This is a genomic window from Tabrizicola sp. (genome assembly GCF_022842145.1).
In the GTDB taxonomy this organism is placed as follows: domain Bacteria; phylum Pseudomonadota; class Alphaproteobacteria; order Rhodobacterales; family Rhodobacteraceae; genus Tabrizicola.
This window is the reverse complement of record NZ_JALHQD010000001.1, coordinates 258,979-275,815: the sequence shown is the minus strand read 5'-3', so window position 1 is coordinate 275,815 and position 16,837 is coordinate 258,979. Positions and strand designations below refer to the sequence as shown.

Annotated in this window: 20 protein-coding genes; 10 read left to right on the top strand and 10 right to left on the bottom strand. The window is 65.0% G+C overall.

The window, feature by feature from the left end; translation table 11 throughout:
- The first annotated feature begins 48 nt into the window (after window positions 1-48).
- The 4 genes from Q0C42_RS01385 to Q0C42_RS01370 all read left to right on the top strand — a co-directional run bounded on the left by Q0C42_RS01385 (window position 49) and on the right by Q0C42_RS01370 (window position 2,273).
- Window positions 49-501: a YaiI/YqxD family protein gene (locus tag Q0C42_RS01385; RefSeq protein WP_295070901.1), complete on the top strand. Its 453-nt coding sequence runs from the start codon at window positions 49-51 to the stop codon at window positions 499-501.
- Window positions 502-679: 178 nt separating this feature from the next.
- A complete protein-coding gene (locus Q0C42_RS01380) occupies window positions 680-1,378 on the top strand; it encodes an AzlC family ABC transporter permease (RefSeq protein WP_295070897.1) in 699 nt (232 codons plus the stop codon).
- Complete coding sequence (locus Q0C42_RS01375) at window positions 1,378-1,674, top strand: AzlD domain-containing protein (RefSeq protein ID WP_295070895.1); 297 nt, start codon at window positions 1,378-1,380, stop codon at window positions 1,672-1,674. Before Q0C42_RS01380 ends, Q0C42_RS01375 begins: the two co-directional genes overlap by 1 nt.
- A 206-nt stretch (window positions 1,675-1,880) precedes the next feature.
- Window positions 1,881-2,273, top strand: a complete 393-nt coding sequence (locus Q0C42_RS01370) for a translation initiation factor 2 (RefSeq protein ID WP_295070892.1) — start codon at window positions 1,881-1,883, stop codon at window positions 2,271-2,273.
- A 173-nt stretch (window positions 2,274-2,446) separates the two neighbouring features.
- On the opposite strand, the gene Q0C42_RS01365 is transcribed toward Q0C42_RS01370, so the two are convergent.
- The 5 genes from Q0C42_RS01365 to Q0C42_RS01345 all read right to left on the bottom strand — a co-directional run bounded on the left by Q0C42_RS01365 (window position 2,447) and on the right by Q0C42_RS01345 (window position 4,980).
- Window positions 2,447-3,001, bottom strand: a complete 555-nt coding sequence (locus tag Q0C42_RS01365; RefSeq protein ID WP_295070889.1) for a F0F1 ATP synthase subunit B — start codon at window positions 2,999-3,001, stop codon at window positions 2,447-2,449.
- Between the two features lie 3 nt (window positions 3,002-3,004).
- Window positions 3,005-3,529 (bottom strand): F0F1 ATP synthase subunit B', encoded by a 525-nt coding sequence (locus Q0C42_RS01360; protein WP_295070886.1) that lies wholly within the window; start codon window positions 3,527-3,529, stop codon window positions 3,005-3,007.
- A 68-nt stretch (window positions 3,530-3,597) separates the two neighbouring features.
- Window positions 3,598-3,834 carry a F0F1 ATP synthase subunit C gene (locus Q0C42_RS01355; RefSeq protein WP_125325857.1) on the bottom strand — a complete coding sequence of 79 codons (237 nt, stop codon included), beginning with the start codon at window positions 3,832-3,834 and terminating at the stop codon, window positions 3,598-3,600.
- 58 nt (window positions 3,835-3,892) lie between these two features.
- Complete coding sequence (locus Q0C42_RS01350; RefSeq protein ID WP_295070879.1) at window positions 3,893-4,648, bottom strand: F0F1 ATP synthase subunit A; 756 nt, start codon at window positions 4,646-4,648, stop codon at window positions 3,893-3,895.
- 2 nt (window positions 4,649-4,650) lie between these two features.
- The gene (locus Q0C42_RS01345; protein WP_295070876.1) at window positions 4,651-4,980 is read right to left on the bottom strand and encodes an AtpZ/AtpI family protein; all 330 of its coding nucleotides are present in this window, start codon (window positions 4,978-4,980) and stop codon (window positions 4,651-4,653) included.
- 193 nt (window positions 4,981-5,173) lie between these two features.
- On the opposite strand from Q0C42_RS01345, the gene Q0C42_RS01340 reads away from it, so the two are divergent.
- The gene (locus tag Q0C42_RS01340) at window positions 5,174-5,503 is read left to right on the top strand and encodes a metalloregulator ArsR/SmtB family transcription factor (RefSeq protein WP_295070873.1); all 330 of its coding nucleotides are present in this window, start codon (window positions 5,174-5,176) and stop codon (window positions 5,501-5,503) included.
- Here the strand turns inward: Q0C42_RS01340 and Q0C42_RS01335 are convergent.
- Complete coding sequence (locus Q0C42_RS01335; RefSeq protein ID WP_295070869.1) at window positions 5,500-5,733, bottom strand: hypothetical protein; 234 nt, start codon at window positions 5,731-5,733, stop codon at window positions 5,500-5,502. The two genes, Q0C42_RS01340 and Q0C42_RS01335, sit on opposite strands and share 4 nt — an antisense overlap.
- Window positions 5,734-5,936: 203 nt before the next feature.
- The gene (locus tag Q0C42_RS01330; RefSeq protein WP_295070866.1) at window positions 5,937-8,435 is read right to left on the bottom strand and encodes an FAD-dependent oxidoreductase; all 2,499 of its coding nucleotides are present in this window, start codon (window positions 8,433-8,435) and stop codon (window positions 5,937-5,939) included.
- Window positions 8,436-8,642: 207 nt separating this feature from the next.
- On the opposite strand from Q0C42_RS01330, the gene Q0C42_RS01325 reads away from it, so the two are divergent.
- Together Q0C42_RS01325 and speB are read left to right on the top strand one after the other, a co-directional pair.
- Entirely contained in the window at window positions 8,643-9,932 is a 1,290-nt protein-coding gene (locus Q0C42_RS01325) for a C13 family peptidase (RefSeq protein WP_295070865.1), read from the top strand.
- Window positions 9,933-10,072: 140 nt separating this feature from the next.
- Entirely contained in the window at window positions 10,073-11,047 is a 975-nt protein-coding gene (speB, locus tag Q0C42_RS01320) for an agmatinase (protein ID WP_295070862.1), read from the top strand.
- A gap of 28 nt (window positions 11,048-11,075) precedes the next feature.
- Here the strand turns inward: speB and Q0C42_RS01315 are convergent, their stop codons facing one another.
- On the bottom strand, window positions 11,076-12,587 hold the full coding sequence (locus tag Q0C42_RS01315) for an NAD(P)/FAD-dependent oxidoreductase (RefSeq protein ID WP_295070859.1): 1,512 nt from the start codon (window positions 12,585-12,587) through the stop codon (window positions 11,076-11,078).
- Window positions 12,588-12,643: 56 nt separating this feature from the next.
- The gene (locus Q0C42_RS01310) at window positions 12,644-13,411 is read right to left on the bottom strand and encodes an SDR family oxidoreductase (RefSeq protein WP_295070858.1); all 768 of its coding nucleotides are present in this window, start codon (window positions 13,409-13,411) and stop codon (window positions 12,644-12,646) included.
- A 164-nt stretch (window positions 13,412-13,575) separates the two neighbouring features.
- On the opposite strand from Q0C42_RS01310, the gene Q0C42_RS01305 reads away from it, so the two are divergent.
- On the top strand, window positions 13,576-14,544 hold the full coding sequence (locus tag Q0C42_RS01305) for an AraC family transcriptional regulator (protein ID WP_295070855.1): 969 nt from the start codon (window positions 13,576-13,578) through the stop codon (window positions 14,542-14,544).
- 9 nt (window positions 14,545-14,553) lie between these two features.
- Here Q0C42_RS01305 and Q0C42_RS01300 read toward each other — a convergent pair whose 3' ends face one another.
- A complete protein-coding gene (locus tag Q0C42_RS01300; protein WP_295070852.1) occupies window positions 14,554-15,108 on the bottom strand; it encodes a winged helix DNA-binding protein in 555 nt (184 codons plus the stop codon).
- Between the two features lie 115 nt (window positions 15,109-15,223).
- On the opposite strand from Q0C42_RS01300, the gene Q0C42_RS01295 reads away from it, so the two are divergent.
- Both Q0C42_RS01295 and Q0C42_RS01290 read left to right on the top strand, forming a co-directional pair.
- Window positions 15,224-16,315 (top strand): LLM class flavin-dependent oxidoreductase, encoded by a 1,092-nt coding sequence (locus Q0C42_RS01295; protein WP_295070849.1) that lies wholly within the window; start codon window positions 15,224-15,226, stop codon window positions 16,313-16,315.
- A gap of 9 nt (window positions 16,316-16,324) precedes the next feature.
- Complete coding sequence (locus Q0C42_RS01290) at window positions 16,325-16,819, top strand: flavin reductase family protein (RefSeq protein WP_295070846.1); 495 nt, start codon at window positions 16,325-16,327, stop codon at window positions 16,817-16,819.
- Window positions 16,820-16,837 lie beyond the last annotated feature (18 nt).

Sequence of the window (16,837 nt, the reverse complement as noted above, 5' to 3'; positions counted from 1 at the left end):
GGGCGTTCAGGAAATCTTAATGTCTGACCACAGCCGCGTGGAGGCCGCATGACCATCTACATCGACGCCGATGCCTGCCCGGTGAAGGGGGAGGCCGAGACGGTCGCCACCCGGCACAAGGTGCGGATGGTGGTGGTGTCGAATGGGGGCATTCGTCCCTCACAGAACCCTTTGGTCGAAAGCGTCTTCGTGTCCAGCGGTCCGGACGAGGCGGACAAGTTCATCGCCGAGGCTTGCGGGCCGGGGGATGTGGTCGTCACCGGGGACATTCCCCTGGCCGCGAAATGCGTGGCGGCGGGCGCGCGGGTGGTCAAGCACAACGGCGAGGAGCTGACGGCGGCCAATGTGGGCATGGCGCTGGCGACGCGGGACCTGATGCAGGACCTGCGCTCGGCCGATCCGTTCCGGCAGGGGGGTGGCAAGATGTTCTCGAAGGCCGACCGGAGCCGGTTTCTGGACGTGCTGGACCGGGTGGTGCGCCAGGCGGCGCGGGGGGCGTGAGGGTGGAGTCGGTCTGAAGCCCGACCTGCGGAGCTAGGCGGCGGCGCATGGGTTGGTGGAAACGGATGGTGCGCTGTAGCGCACCCTACGATGGGGATGCGGTGGCGTTTCGAGGGCAGAGGGTTAGGCGGGTAACGAGGTGGAGAGTCGGTCTGAAGCCCGACCTGCCGGCGTCGCAATGACACGCGCGTTGTTTTCTGCGGACGGCTTCCGGCGCGGGGCGCGGGATGGGGTGCCGCTGGCGGTGTCGATCTTTGCCTATGGCGTGGGCTTCGGGCTGGTCGCGGCGCAAGCCGGGTTTGGCGTCGGCCGCGCGGTGGCGACAAGTGCCGCGATCTATTCCGGCTCGGCGCAGCTGGCGGCCGTCAATCTGCTGCAGAGCGGCGAGGCGACGTTGTGGGCGCTGTTTGCCGCGATCCTGGTGATCAACGCGCGCTACCTTCTGTTCGGAGCGACCTTGCAGCCGTGGCTGTGGTCTGCGGGGCCGGTCCGGGCCTATGCGAGCCTGCTCCTTCTGGGCGATGCCAACTGGATGATGACGATGCGGGCGATCCGTGCGGGCGAGGAGGACCGGGCCTATCTGGCCGGGACCGGCGCGCCCGTGGCAGTGGGCTGGCTGTCCGGGACCGCCCTGGGGGCGGCGGCGGTAAGCGTGCTGCCCCGGCCTGAGGCGCTGGGCTTCGACCTGATGCTGGCCTGCTTTGCCGCCGCGATGATGACGGCGATGGTCAAGTCCCGTCTGGACCTGCTGCCGGTCGTGGTTGGGGCGGGTACGGCGCTGGGCATCTTCCAGTGGTTCGGTCCGGCCCCGGCGATCATCGGGGCGGGTCTGGCGGGCGCGGTGGCGGCGGCGCTTCTGCATCGGGGGGAGCCATGATGGAAAGCTTTCCCGTCCTCCTGGCCGTGATGGCTGCGGCGGCCTTCCTGTGCCGGGTCGCGGGCTTCACGCTGATGCGGCTTGTGCCCGTCTCGCCCCGCATGGAGGCCGCACTGCGCGCCACACCGCTGGCGGTGATGGCCGGGATCACGGCACTGGCGGTGCAGGCGGGCGGGTTGGCGGAGGGGCTGGCGCTGGCCTCGGTCGTGGGGCTGACCCTGGTGCTGCGCAGCGATGTGGCGGCGGCCTTGCTGGGGGTTGTCGTGGTGGCAGTCCTGCGCTGGGCGGGGCTTTGAGTTTCCTGTCATATGCTTTCCTGTGCTGGATCAACAATGTCCAACGGCCGCATAGCTTAAATATCGATGCGCAATAGGTTGCATTCTGCACCCTCCTGAATTGGCCAAAATGTGTCGTTTGGATATTGGAGTGTCTTTCGATTGGTTGACTTAAACAACTTAACCGAACGATGTTTTATTAACTGAAACAAACGGTAATATAGGCAATGAACCAGATCACTATTCCCACCTACGTAATGGTAATCTGCGTAGCGTTAAGCGGCTGTGCAACAATTACACGAGGGTCCGACGATGTGCTTCAGATCCGGACCGATCCGGCCGGTGCGCAGGTCCAGACATCTAATGGATTGAGTTGTGGAAGCACTCCCTGCGCATTGAAAATGCCACGCCGGTCTGAACTCGTTGTGCGTATCCAGAAAAAGGGATGCAAACCAGTTGATGTGAATATCACGCATGAAACAGCAGATTCTGGCGCGGCCGGTGTGGCTGGAAATGTGCTGTTCGGCGGGATAGTCGGGCTTGCTGTGGACGCTGGGACGGGCGCCAGCCAAGATCTTGTCCCAAATCCGGTTGATGTCAAAATGGAATGTCGCAGATAGTCGGGACATCGAGAGAGTGATGTCTGGGTAGACGGCACTTTGGACTTCGCTATCCAGTTGGCGATGCAAGGCGCGATGCAGCGAAACTCGCACGTTGCTGGCGGCGAATTGCCAAAAAGCAAAACCGGCGGCCCTTGCGGGACCGCCGGTTCGCGTTTCTTGACCAGAACGGCTTAGTGCAGCCGGGCTTCAACCTGGGCGATGGCGTCGTCGATCGAGGCCGAAGCCGCGTCGGCGGTCATCTGCTTCGACAGAACCTCACCCGCGACGGCAACGGCCACCGAGATGGCCTGTTCGCGCACCTTGCGGATCGCCGCAGCTTCCGCCGAAGCGATCTGTTCGGTTGCGGACGCCAGACGGCGGGCAATCGAAGCCTTGAGGTCGGCTTTCGCCTGGGCGGCGGCGGCAAGCGCCTCTTCCCGGGCGGCGCTGACGATGCGGTCGGCCTGTTCCTGGACTTCCTTCTGACGACGCTCGTAGGTCGCGAGGATCGACTTGGCCTCCTCCCGGAGGGCGCGGGCCTCGTCAAGCTCGGCCTTGATGGTCGCGGCGCGGGCATCAAGCATCCCGGTCAGCTTCGCCGGAACCTTCATGTAGACCAGAAGCGCGATGAAGGCGATGAAGCCCAGCAGAACCACGAAGTTGGTGTTCTGCAGGGAGAAGAACGGACCCGTTGCCGCCATTGCCGGCGAGGCGAGAAGGGTGAGGAGGATGGAGAGCTTCTTCATCGCTTACCCTTTCAGCCGCGAGGTGACGGCCGCAGTGACCGTCGCCGCATCGGCCTTGCCACCCAAAGCCACGACAAGTGCGTCGGCGACGTCGCGTGCCACTTCCGAGACGGCAGCAGCGGCGCCGTCGCGGATCACGGCGATGGACTTTTCCGATTCCGCCGCGCGGGCGGCGATCTCGGCATCGGCCTGTGCCGTGGCCGCGTCGAGGTCCTTCTGGATCTCGGCCTTGGCCTGGGCGACGATCTTGGCCGCTTCGGTCCGGGCGTTCGCCAGGGCGTCGTTATAGGCCTTTTCGGCGGACACGGCCTTTTGCTTCAGCTCTTCGGCTGCGGCAAGGTCGTTGGTGATCGTGCTTTTCCGATCCGCCAGCACCGCGCCGATGCGCGGGAGGGCGATCTTCGACAGCACGAAGTAGATCACGACCAGCGTGACCAGAAGCCAGAAGATCTGGTTTGGCCAGGTCGAGAAATCAAGCTGGGGCATGCCCACAGCCTTTCCCGCCTCGCCCGTTGCTTCGGTTGCCATGTCGTCTCTCCTAAACCTTTGGAACCAGGGCCAGTCCGTGGACTGGCCCCAAAGTCAGGTTCGAAAGATCAGACGGCGAACATCAGCAGGAGCGCGATCAGGAACGAGAAGATCCCGAGCGCTTCGGCGAAGGCGATGCCGACGAAGAGGTTGGCCATCTGGCCGGGAGCCGCCGACGGGTTGCGCAGGGCGCCCGCCAGGAAGTTGCCGGCAATGTGGCCCACGCCGATGCCAGCGCCGCCCAGACCCATCGTTGCCAGACCGGCGCCGATGAACTTGCCCATTTCTGCGATATCGCCTTCCATGATGTCTCTCCTATGGATTGCTTGAGGTTGGTTGTCCGGACCTTAGTGGTGCCCGTTTCTAGTGATGAGCGTCGCCGACGGCGTCGCGCAGGTACACGCAGGTCAGAATGGTGAAGACGTAGGCCTGGACGCTGGCGACCAGCAGTTCGAGGCCGTAGATCGCGACGATGGCGGCGATCGGGACGACCGAGGCCACGCCCATCGCGCCGGCAAAGCCCGCGAAGACCTTGATCACGGCGTGACCGGCCATCAGGTTGCCGCCAAGACGGATGGAGTGCGAGAGCGGACGCACGAAGTAGGAGATCAGCTCGATGACCGCGAGGATCGGGCGCAGGGCCAGCGGGGCCGAGGAGACCCAGAACATCGACAGGAAGCCGACGCCCTTGCGGTAGAAGCCCACGATCGTGACAGTCAGGAACACCAGGAGCGCCAGGACCGCCGTGACGGCGATGTGCGAGGTGGTGGTGAAGGACATCGGGATCAGGCCCAGGATGTTCGACAGGAAGACGAACATGAAAAGGGTCATGATGTAGGGGAAGAACTTCAGGCCTTCGTGGCCGGCGACGTCCTCGACCATCTTGTGGATGAAGCCGTAGAGCATCTCGGCGACCGACTGCCCGCGCGAGGGAACGATGGCGCGGCGGCGGGTGGACAGGACCAGAAGGGCCACCATCGCAAGGATGGCGATGCCCATCCAGAGGGTGACGTTGGTGGGGGTGTACCATTCAATGGGGCCGTCGCCGAACAGCGGCTTGACCACGAACTGATCCATCGGGTGGATCTGCAGGCCGCTGCCGTGTTCTTCCGTCGCCATCGTCAGTTCCCTTCGTCCTTGGCGGCGTCTTCTGCCGCTTTCCGTGCCAGTTGCCGCGCCGAGCCGAGCATCGTCTTGACGCCCGCGGCGAAGCCGAAGAGCGAGAAGATGATCAGGAAGATCGGCAAGGTGCCAAACAGCACATCAAGCCCGTAACCGATGGCCATCCCGAGAAGCATCCCGGTCACCAGCTCGATCACCATCCTCCAGGCCACCTCGCCCTGCGAGAAACCCTTGACCGTGTTGGTCCGCTCTGGCTCGGCCTTTCCCTTCACCTGTTGGAGCCGCTTTTCCAGCGCCTTCAGACGGTCGGGATCGGGTTCGGACGCCATCGGCATAGTCCTTTCACGGTCGCCGCGGTTCTACGGAGCGGGGGGTGCAGAGTCAAGCAGGCAGATCGCACCGCAAGCCATTGAAAGATCGTCGTTTTGCCGCACGAGTTGCGCCGTCCGGGCGACATTCAGGGGCTTTTCCATATTCAACCCGAAGGTTGACGATTGCGAATGCCCAAAGGATAACCCCTGCATGACCCAGCGCCTTGATGCCGTCTTTGCCGCCCTCGCCGACCCGACGCGGCGGGCGATCCTGGCCATGCTGCTGGAGGATGATATGGCGGTCACCGATGTGGCTGAACCCTTCTCGATGAGTCTGGCCGCGATCTCGAAGCACCTTGCTGTCCTGTCCGAGGCGGGCTTGATCAGCCGGGAAAGGCGCGGCCGCGTGATCTGGTGCAAGCTGGAGCCCGAGGCGATGCGCGAGGCGACGGTGTGGATGCGCGCCTTCGGGCAGATCGATCCGCTGGACCTGGACGCCTTCGAGCGGTTCTTGGAGCAAGAGCTGTCCGAGAAGGACTAGTGCTTTCGCCGCCAGCGATGCGCCAGGATGCGGCCCTTGCGGCGCGCCCGGATGATCAAGGCCGAGATCGGCCCGCGCAGGACCGGCAGATCGACGGCGAGCAGCAGAAACCCCAGCGGCAGCATCCAGACGCCGAGGAACGGCAGGAACGAGAATACGCCCCCCGCGATCAGAAGCAGCGCGACGGGGAAGCGGATGGGAAACCAGCTGTCCTTGCGAAGGGTGGACATCGGACCGCGAAGCGGCGGGGCAAGTCGCCCCAGCGCGTCGAACTGTCGTTGGAACCTGCGTTCCCGTCTTTGTTTGGCAGCCATCGTGCAGAGATGGGTGTCGCGGGTCGCGCTTCAAGTCAAGGCGCACCGGCAAGGCCGCAATCCGCTTGATCGCCGGACCGGAGCCTTTGCGGGCCCCGGTCCAATTCTTGCGAGAGCGGTCAGCCGTCGATGCGGATGCGCGCGTTCGAGGGGTCGAAGGGGCTGTCCTCGGTGACGACGGCGTCCCATTCCTGAAGCTGGATCTTCACTTTCAGCTTCTGGCCCGGTTCCGCCAATGCGGCGGGGACGTAGCCCATGCCGATCTGCTTGCCGAAGGCCACGGAATATCCGCCCGAGGTCAGGCGACCGACCTTGATGCCGTCATGGATCAGCGCCTCCTTGCCCCAGGGGTCGGTGTCGGACGGCCCGTCGATCAGAAGGGTGACGCATTTGGAGCGGATGCCGGTGGCCAGCATCTTCTCCTTGCCGCGGAAGTCTTTGGTCAGGTCGACGAAGCGGTCGAGTGCTGCTTCCAGCGGGGTTGCGTCGCGGCCAAGCTCGTTGCCGAAGGCGCGGTAGGATTTTTCCTGCCGCAGCCAGTTCTGCGCGCGGGCGCCGACCCCTTTGAGGCCGTGTTTTTCACCCACCGACCAAAGGAGGTCCCAGAGGTAGCGGCCGAATTCGATCGGGTAGTGGAGTTCCCAGCCGAGTTCCCCGGTGTAGGCGACGCGGACGGCGCGGACCGGGCACATGCCAAGCTCGATGTCGCGGTAGGAGAGCCAAGGGAAGCGTTTGTTCGACAGAACGGTTTCCGGGTCGGCGTCCTTGACGATGTCCTTCAGAAGCGCGCGGGCGTTGGGACCGGCCAGGGCATAGACGCCCCATTGGGTGGTGACGTCGTGGATGTCGATGGCGCCTTTGCCCGCCGCCATCCAGTCGTCAGCGGCTTTCTGCATGAAGTCGTAGTCATAGGCCGTCCAGGCGCCGGCAGAGATCAGGTAGTATTCATCCTGCTTGAGGCGGACGATGGTATATTCGGTCCGGGTCGTGCCGTGGTCGGTCAGGGCATAGGTCAGGTTGATCCGGCCCACGTTCGGCAGCTTGTTGCAGGTGAAGTGGTCGAGGAAGGCCGTGGCACCGGGGCCGCGCACCAGGTGCTTGGTGAAGGCGCTGGCGTCGATGATGCCGACGGTGTTGCGGACGGCTTCGGCCTCGGCCTTGGCGTACTGCCACCAGTCACCGCGCCGGAAGCTGCGCGAGTTGTGGTCGAAGTCGGCGGGAGCGTCCTTGGGGCCGTAGTAGTTCGGGCGTTCCCAGCCGTTCACCTGGCCGAACTGCGCGCCCATCTCTTTCTGCCGGTCATAGGCGGGGGCGGTGCGGAGCGGACGGCAGCTTTCACGCTCTTCATCCGGGTGGTGCAGGATGAAGACGTGGTCGTAGCACTCTTCATTCTTCCGACTGGCGTATTCGGTGGTCATCCAGTTGCCGAAGCGCTTGGGGTCGAGCGAGGCCATGTCGATCTCGGCCTCGCCCTGCGTCATCAACTGGGCGAGGTAGTAGCCGGTGCCGCCAGCGGCGGTGATGCCGAAGGAGAAGCCTTCCGCCAGCCACATGTTGCGCAGGCCGGGGGCGGGGCCGACCAGCGGGTTGCCGTCGGGGGTGTAGCAGATCGGGCCGTTGTAATCGTCCTTGAGACCCACGGTTTCCGAGGAGGGAATCCGGTGGATGAAGGACATGTATTCCTGCTCGATCCGTTCGAGGTCGAGCGGGAAGAGGTCGGCGCGGAAACTTTCCGGAACGCCGTACTGGAAGCGCGCGGGGGCGTTCTTTTCGTAAGGCCCAAGGATCCAGCCGCCGCGTTCTTCGCGGACGTACCACTTGGCGTCTGCGTCACGCAGGACCGGGTGCTGCGGGTTGGTCTTGCGCCATTCGACGAGGGCCGGGTCGGGCTCGGTCACGATGTACTGGTGTTCGACGACGACGGCGGGGGTCTTGATGCCGAGGAGTTTCGCGGTCCGCTGGGCGTGGTTGCCGGTGGCGGTGACGACGTGTTCGGCGGTGATCTCAAAACGGTCGTCGGTGGCGACGAGGTTGCCGCCCTTTTCCTCAAGCCGCGTGCAGGAGACGATCCATTCGGACCCGGTCCAGCGGTAGCCGTCGACCTGGATCTTGCGCTCGATCGTGGCACCCAGCTGGCGGGCGCCCTTGGCCATCGCCTGGGTCACGTCGGCCGGGTTGATGTAGCCGTCCTGCGGGTGGTAGAGCGCGCCGATCAGATCCTCGGTCCGGACCAGCGGCCAGCGGTCCTTGATTTCATTGGGTTTCAGGAACTCATGGTAGACCCCGGCGGTCTCGGCCACCGAGGAATAGAGCATGTATTCGTCCATGCGCTGCTGGTGCTGCGCCATGCGCAGGTTGCCGACGACGTAGAAGCCGGGGTTCAGGCCCGTCTCGGCCTCCAGTCCCTTGTAGAAGTCGACGGAGTACTTGTGGATGTGGGTCGTCGCGTAGGACATGTTGAACAGGGGCAACAGACCCGCCGCGTGCCAGGTCGACCCGGCGGTCAGCTCGTCGCGTTCGACCAGCATGGTGTCCCAGCCGGCTTTCGCCAGGTGGTAGGCGACGCCGGTGCCGACTGCGCCGCCGCCGACGACGAGGGCCTTGACGTGGGTTTTCATGGAAGGGACTCCCGCATTAGGTTTGCCCCTATCTGCCAGAGCCGGGGGAATGCGGGCAAGTCCACCCGACCTTTGGCGTCAGAAAACGACATGGGGTCGGTATTGACCCTAAGCGGTGCGGTGTCAGACCGGACGGCATGGCGAGGAGCAAGGGCTTTCCACCGCTTTGCCGCAGTGTTGCCCGTTTCTTGGATTTGAACACGACCTATGGAATCGACAGAATCGTTCACGGTTGAGCATCCCAGGTCCGCCCGCCCCGCGCTGGTGGCGCTGGCGGCTATCGTGCTGTCCTGGGTGGCCGAGTACGCGGCACAGGTCGGGGCCTTCGGGCCGGGGGGCGAGCTTTCGCTTTGGGGCGTTCAGGTGGCCGTGGCGCAAAGCGCGGTGGTGGTCACAGGCCTGGTGATCGGGTTGGCACTGGTGGGGCGGATGGACCTGCTGGCGCGGATGGTGACGCTGCTGTTCGTGCTGGTCGCCGTGCTGAACCTTGCGCTTTGGACGCTGTTCCGCGAGGCGCCGCAGCTTTACGAAACCGAGGCCGGGGTCAGCCTGATCCGCAACCTGTCGCATCTGGTGCAGATTGCCCTTCTGGTCTGGCTTCTGCGGGCTCCGCTGCGGCAGTGGCTGCGGGCGGGGCTGGTGATGGCGGTGGTGTTCCTGGGCACCAAGGATGTCGCCCTGCGCTGGTTCAGCGTCGAGGAGTTTTACGTCTTCCCGCTTGCGGCATCTTCCGACGAATACATCGTCGTCGATGTCGAAGGTCTCTACGCCGCTCAGGACCGGCTGATGGCCGAACAGGTGGCGGGCCTTGCGCCGCAGGTGTCGGGACAGACGGACGTATTTGCGTTGGCCCTGGGCGGGACCGAGGATCAGTCTGTCTTCCTGACGGAGGTGGAGAATGTCTCGGCGATCCTTGATGCGCACTACGGCTCGGGCAAAAGGACGCTGAAGCTTGCGAACAGCCACGACCACCCCACGCGCTATCCGATGGCCAGCCGGGCGAACCTTGCGCGGGCGCTGAAGGAGATCGGGGCGCGGCAGGGGGCGGAGGATCTGGCCTTCCTGTTCCTGACCTCGCACGGGAAGGAGGACCTCTTTTCGCTGGACTTCCATGCGGCCGGGACCACCGACCTGACAGCGGACGAGTTCAAGGCGATGCTCGACGACAGCGGGATCGGCCCGGCGGTGATCGTGGTGTCGGCCTGCCATTCGGGGTCGTTCATCGACGAGATTGCGGCTCCTGACCGGCTGGTGATCACCGCGGCGCGGGGGGACCGGACGTCCTTTGGCTGCCGTGACGGGGCGGAGTGGACGGAGTTCGGCGAGTCGTTCTTCGACCGCGCGCTGCGGTCCGAGGCCGATCCGCGCAAGGCGTTCCCGGTGGCGGCGGAGGATGTCGCGCGGAAGGAAGCGGTGGACGGGTTGACGCCAAGCCTGCCGCAGATGGTGGAGGGAGTCGGGATCGGCGCGGTGCTGGACCGGGTCCTGACGCGCTGAACGGGGACGCTCGTCGATGACTTCGTCACTCCTCGCTGGGGCGCGCTGCCGACGAGGAGACGAAGTCGAACGAGGAGGGGTCCCTTGCCGTTCCGGCGGTTCTGCGCGAGTTTGGTGCGGATCATGAGGAGCGCCACAGGATGAGCCGTTTCAACCAACCCCTCGGTGGCAACGAGATGCCGCGTTTCGGCGGACCGGCGACAATGATGCGCCTACCCTTTGCCGCCAGCGCCAAGGGGCTGGACGTGGGCTTCATCGGGATACCGATGGACCACGGGACCTCGAACCGCCCGGGTACCCGGCTTGGCCCGCGGCAGATAAGGGACGAGAGCCGGATGATCCGGCCCTACAACATGGCGACGGGGGCAGCACCTTTCGACCATCTGCAGGTCGCCGACCTGGGCGATGTGGCGATCAACACCTTCGATCTGAAGAAGACGGTGGGCATCATCACCGCGCATTACCGGGGGGTGCTGGCCGAAGGGGTGATCCCCCTCACGCTGGGCGGTGACCACACGCTGACCTGGCCGATCCTGCGCGCGATCAAGGAGCGCCACGGCCCCGTGGCGCTGATCCACATCGACGCCCATGCCGACGTCAACGACACCATGTTCGGCGAGAAGGTCGCTCACGGCTGCCCCTTCCGCCGCGCCTGGGAGGATGGCTGTCTGCAAAACGACAAGGTGTTCCAGATCGGGCTGCGCGCCACCGGCTATGCGGCCGACGACTTCAACTGGGGCCGTGACAAGGGCTGGACCGTGGTGCAGGCCGAGGAGTGCTGGCACAAGTCGCTGACCCCCCTCATGCAGATCATCCGCGACCGGATCGGCGACGCGCCGGTCTATCTGAGCTATGACATCGACAGCCTGGATTCGGCCTTTGCGCCGGGGACCGGAACGGTCGAACCCGGCGGCCTGACGACCTGGCAGGGGCTGGAGATCATCCGGGGTTGTGCGGGGCTGAATCTGGTCGGCGGCGATCTGGTCGAGGTGTCGCCGCCCTATGATCCGACGGGCAACACCGCGCTGATTGCAGCGAATTACCTTTACGAGATGCTGTGCGTGCTGCCGGGCGTGCCGCAGAACCCGTCACGGTTTTCAGGCCTGACGTTCTGAACGGAAAAGCGCCCGGCGGGGCCGCAGGTCAGGTCATCACAGGCCGTCCCACCGGCGCAGGCTGGCTTTCCAGCCGCCGGTGCAGGTCCTTCGCCACGCGGGCGTAGTTGCCGGGCTTGACCGGCATCTGCCATTCCATGAACCGCTGCACCGGCCCGATCGACAGGTCCATGTCGGCAAGCAGCTCGTCGATCTGGTGCATCGAGAAGGGGATGATGTTGGTTCCCCGAGCGTGCTTGCCTTCGGTGCGCTCTTCCATCCAGCGCAGGCGGCGGTCGGTTGCAGCCAGCTGCTCGGCGTCCGGCGGCAGGTCAAGCGCGTTTGCCAGATGGGCCGCGATCCACAGCGCGCCCATTTCTGCCGAAAGCGGTGAAAAGAAGGATGAGTTGTAGCCGTTGAAGGCCAGGTTGCGCACACCCGTGGGCAGGATGCAGCGGAAAAGCCGGAAGTTGCCGCGCGGGTCCATGATCCGCGCCTGCAGGTCGGCGTCAAGGAAGGGGACCTCCTGCCGCCAGCCGGTGCCACAGATCACGATGTCAGCCGGGATCTTCTCGCCGGTCTTCAGCAGCGCAAAGCGCCGTCCGCCCTCGACGATCAGCTGTTCGATGGCGGTATCGCGCTTGAGGGCGATGCGACCCTTGGCCACCAGATCGAAGAACCCGTCGGTGACGAGCGACACGGTGGACCGGGCGATCCGCTCGAAGGAACCGCGGGGCAGGGCGCCAAGCTTGCGCAGCTTGAGCTGGCGGGTGATGACGCCCTGGACGGACCCCAGCATTGAGTTGCGGACGGGCCGTCCCGCGCCGTGCAGGAACTTCTCGACACCTTTCAGGGTGATGTAGGGAAAGAGGCCCTCGCCCATGCGGGTCAGGAAGAGGTACTTGTAGTTCAGCACTCCGGCCAGTTTCTTCGGCATTTTCCAGATCAGTTCCCGCGCAACGATGGTCATCGAGGCGGCCGCATCGACCAGTCCCACCGCGACATCGCAGGAGGATTTGCCGTAGCCGATCACCATCACATGCTTGCCGCGCGCGGCGTCGAGGTCGAGAAACTCGGACGAATGGCAGATCGTGCCGCCCGCGGCTTTGAACGGCTCGGCGCCGGGGAAGTCGGGGACCGCGGGGGCGGAGAAGATGCCGTTGGAGATGACCAGGAAATCGAAGCTGTCGCTTTCTTCCGGGTTGTCGCCGGTCCGGGTGGACACGGTCCAGCGACCGTCGGGGCCTTGCTGCGCATGGGTGACGAGGGTGGAAAGGCGGATCAGCGGCTTCAGATTGAACTGGTCGGCGTAGGCATTCAGGTAGGCCTGCACTTGTTGGCCGGAGGGCCATTCCGGATAGTCCCGTGGCATCGGGAAATCCGACAGGCAGTAGGTGTCCTTGCCGTTCTGGGTGGACACGCCGGGATAGAGGCGCGTCGTGCTCCAGACCCCGCCGACGTCGTGGACCTTTTCGAAGACGGTCACGTCATGGCCGAAATCGCGCAGGTGGCGGGCGGTCGTGAGGCCGGCGAAGCCTGCTCCGATGATGGCGATCTTCATGGTTGTTCCCCGTTGGTTGAAAGGCTGGACCCCGGTTCGGACGCCGGTCGGCAGGCTCAGGACATCAGAAGTGGAATGGCAGGCTCGGCGCGTTCGGGGCCCATGGCGGAATAGCCGCCGTCGACCCGGATATCGGTGCCGGTGATGAAGCCGGCATCGTCCGAGCAGAGAAACAGGACGGCGGAGGCAACCTCGGCAGGGTCGGCGACCCGGCCCAGAAGGTGGAACGGTGCCGCGACACTGTCGGTCTTGGCGCGGTTGCCGTTGGTCAGCTGGTCCATGATGTTTGACCAGGTCCAGCCGGGACTGACCGCGTTCACCCGGATGCCCTTGGGCGCAAGGTCCATCGCCTGATTGCGCGTCAGTTGCAGGATCGCGGCCTTCGACACCGGATAAAGCCAGCGTCCGGTCTGCGCCACGCGCGAGGAGATGGAGCCGAAGTTGACGATGGCACCGCGGTTCCTTTCCAACTCGGGGAGGGCGGCCTGCATCAGCACGACCGAGCCGACGACATTCACGTTCAGACTTTCCAGCCATTCCGACCGGGTCGAGGCCGCGCCGTTGTCGAGATAGGAGCAGGCGACGTTGACCAGAAAGTCGATCCGGCCGAAACGGTCCTGCGTGGCGCGGACCAGATCGGCAATCTGCGCATCCTCGCGCAGGTCACAGGGTTGGAAGGCGACCCCGTCTGGAAAGCCGCCGCCCTCGGCAATGTCCGCGACCATTACCTGCGTTCCGGCCGCCACGAACGCATCGACCACGGCACGGCCGATCTTGGTGCAGCCGCCCGGCACGATGGCCACCTTGCCCGATAGTCCGCGCATCCCAGCCTCCTCGATCTTTTGAACCTGAAGGAAGTCTGGCCGACCCGGTGCAGGGGTCTATCCGCTGGACATTGCGATTATCCGGAAAACGAAAAAAACGGCGGCGCGCCGCGCAAGATTGCCGCAGCCCGTGCTAGGATCGGTGCGGAACAAGGGGTCGAGAGATGGCAGCCGCGCTGCTTGGACACCATGCGCTATTCCGGTCGCGCGACCTTGACGAGGCGCGCGAGAAGGTTGCGGCGATCTTTTGCCCGCACCGGCTGGAGACGCTTGGCGCGCGCAGCCTGTTCGATGCCTGCCACCACCACCTGTCGGGCCAGCGCCTGTCGCTGAATTACATCGAGTATGGCGCCAAGACCCTGATCGCCCCCGGAGAGCTTGGCGAGTTCTACCTCTTGCAGATCCCGATCGAGGGCGGGGCCGAGATCACCAACGGCGCGCGGACCTATCTGTCAACGCCGCAACAGGCCGCGATCCTGAACCCGCACCTGCCCACCCGCATGACCTGGGAGGAAGGCACAAGGCAGGTCCTCGTCCAGGTGTCGCGGCGGGCTTTGCAGGATTACCTGGCCGTCCAGCTTGGCGGGCCATCCGATCGACCGCTGACGTTCGATGGCCCGCTGGATGTCTCCACCGGCCCGGGTGCGGCCTTGCGGCGGCTGGTGATGTGGCTGGTGTCCGAAGTCGATGCAGGTCACCCCCCCATCGGTCCCGGCCTGATGGCACGGCAGATCGAAAGCTCGGTCCTGTCAGGCCTGCTTGAGGCATCGCACGATCACCGGGCGCAACTGGCGCGGACCCGCGCTGCCCCGCGTCCCCGCCACCTGCGGCAAGCCGAAAGCTATATCGAGGCGCATCTGGACCAGCAGATCACCCTGGAAGACCTGGCCCAGGCGGCAGGCATCTCGCCGCGGGGTCTGCAACTGGCGTTCCGCGAATACCGCAGCACCACCCCCTTGGGCTATTGGCGCGAGGCGCGGTTGGCGCGCGCGCATGCCGACCTTCTGGCCGCGCCGCGCGGAACGCGGGTCACTGACATCGCGATGCGCTGGGGCTTCACCCACTTCGGCCGGTTCTCCGAGCTTTACCGCGCCCGCTATGGCCTGTCCCCCCGCGACACGCTGAAAGGCTAGCGCCGCGCCTTAGCTGCGGCGATGCGTGGCCGCCACGCGCGAAATCTCTTCGTAGATCCCCGACAGAAGGTTCAGCGTCCGGGTCGCCTCGGCCAGCCGGTCGGAAAAGCCGGGCAGGTTGGCGACGGCCTGGATCAGCAGACGCCGCCGCACTGCGCCGTAGTCGTCGGTGACGCGGCGGCCTTCGTCGGTGACTTCGTAGGTCACCCCCGACCGCCCGGCGCCCTTGCGCAGGATCAGGCCCGCCCCCAGCAGCTTGCGCAGCGAATACTGGATGTTCGGCACGTCATCGCGGTTGGTCAGGCGCGCGAGGTCCTTGATGGTCTTAGGCCGGTCGTTCATCCGGATGATGTGCAACAGCGCGTTTTCCGGCCCCGTCGCGGCCAGATCGCAGACCGAGGCCAGACATTCCGACTGCCAGCGTCCGAATCCCTCGAACGTGCGCATCAGCGCGAATTCCAGTTCGGTCGCGTCGACCTCGACCGGACCCTCCGCAAGGTGCCAGTGCCAATCGAGCCCGCGCAGCGGGCCATCATTTTGAGTTTGAACCTTTTTTCCCGCCATGCCGTTCCCCCTGCGCCCGGCCGAGTCTGGTCGCAGCCGACCGTTGACGCAAATGGAATTTACGATAGACTTTCAAGCATAAAATACCATCAAAACTGGAACAGGGAAGACCGACATGCCACACCACCCGATGCTCTCGGGCGATCGCTTTCGCCTGGGCACTTTCTCGACCAACTGCTCGTCCGGGATGACCCCCACCAAGGCGCCGGAGCGCTGGGTCAACAGCTGGGACAACAACCTGAAACTCGCCAAGATGCTGGATGAGGCCGGGATCGACTTCATGCTGCCGATTGCCCGCTGGATCGGCTATGGCGGCGAGACGGATTTCCACGGCGGCGTGCTGGAGACGATGACCTGGGCCGCAGGGCTGCTGGCGGCGACGAAGAACATCGCGGTCTTTGCCACGATCCACACGGCGGCCAACCATCCGGTGGTGGTGGCCAAGCAGATGGCGACCATCGACCAGATCGGTCACGGCCGCGCGGGGCTGAACATCGTGGCAGGCTGGAACAAGCCGGAATACGAGGCGCTGGGCCTGTCGCTGCCCGACGATCACGAGACGCGCTACGCCTATGCGCAGGAGTGGTACGACCTGATCCAGAAGCTTTGGACCTCGGACAGTCATTTTGATTGGGAGGGAAAGTATTTCAAGGCCGCGAAGGTGAAGGGCGACCCGAAGCCGATCCGCGGCACGGTGCCGATCATCAACGCGGCAGGCTCGCCCCAGGGTCGGGAGTTCGCAACGGACAACGCCAATTTCCTGTTCACGCCGGCCATCGACCTAGAGCGGTCGAAGGTCGAGATTTCGGAACTGAAGGCGCAGGCCAAGGCCAAGGGGCGGGATGTCAACGTGCTGACCTTCAGCCACGTCATCTGCCGCCCGACCGAGGCGGAGGCGAAGGCCTATGCCGATTACACGGCGGTCGAGAGCGCCGATACCGATGCGGTGGACAACCTTGTGCGCTTGCAGTTCGCCCATGCCCACAGCTTTCCGCATGACCTGCTGGCGCAGATCAAGCACCTCTTTGCGCTGGGCCACGGCGGATTCCCGCTGATCGGTACGCCGGATCAGGTGGCTGAGGGGATCCTGAAGCTGCACGCGACGGGCTTTGCGGGGACGACGCTATCGTTCGTCGACTATGTCGAGGAGTTCCCCTATTTCCGCGATACGGTGCTGCCGAAGCTGGCAGCTGCCGGGATCAGGTAAGGGAAGACGATGGCCGAAGAACCGAACGGGAAAGAGTTTCGCGATGCGATGCGGGCCTTCGTGGGCAATTGCAGCATCCTGACCGTGGGCGACGGGGAGGAAGCCTCGGGTCTGGTGGTGACTTCGGCCATCTCGCTGTCGGCGGACCCGCCCCTGTTGTTGGCCTGCGTGAACCGGACCGCCTCGGCGCATCCCTTGCTGGTGAAGTATGGCCGGTTCGGCTGGTCCTCGCTGGGGGCCGCGCATCAGGCGGTGGCGGAGCGGTTCTCGGGCTTCGGCGGGGTGAAGGGTGCGGCCCGGTATGACGGGGCCGAGTGGGAAACCGCGGTCACCGGCGCGCGGCTGCTGACGGGCGCTCCGGCGGCGTTCGACTGCACGGTGGAGGAGATGATCGACCGGGCGACCCATTCGATCCTGATCGGGCGGGTGCGGGCGGTCCGGACCACGCCGGGTGCCGGGGCGCTGGTCTACTGGAACGGCGGGTATCGCGCGCTGGCGGAGTAGCCACCGGGATCTGAAATG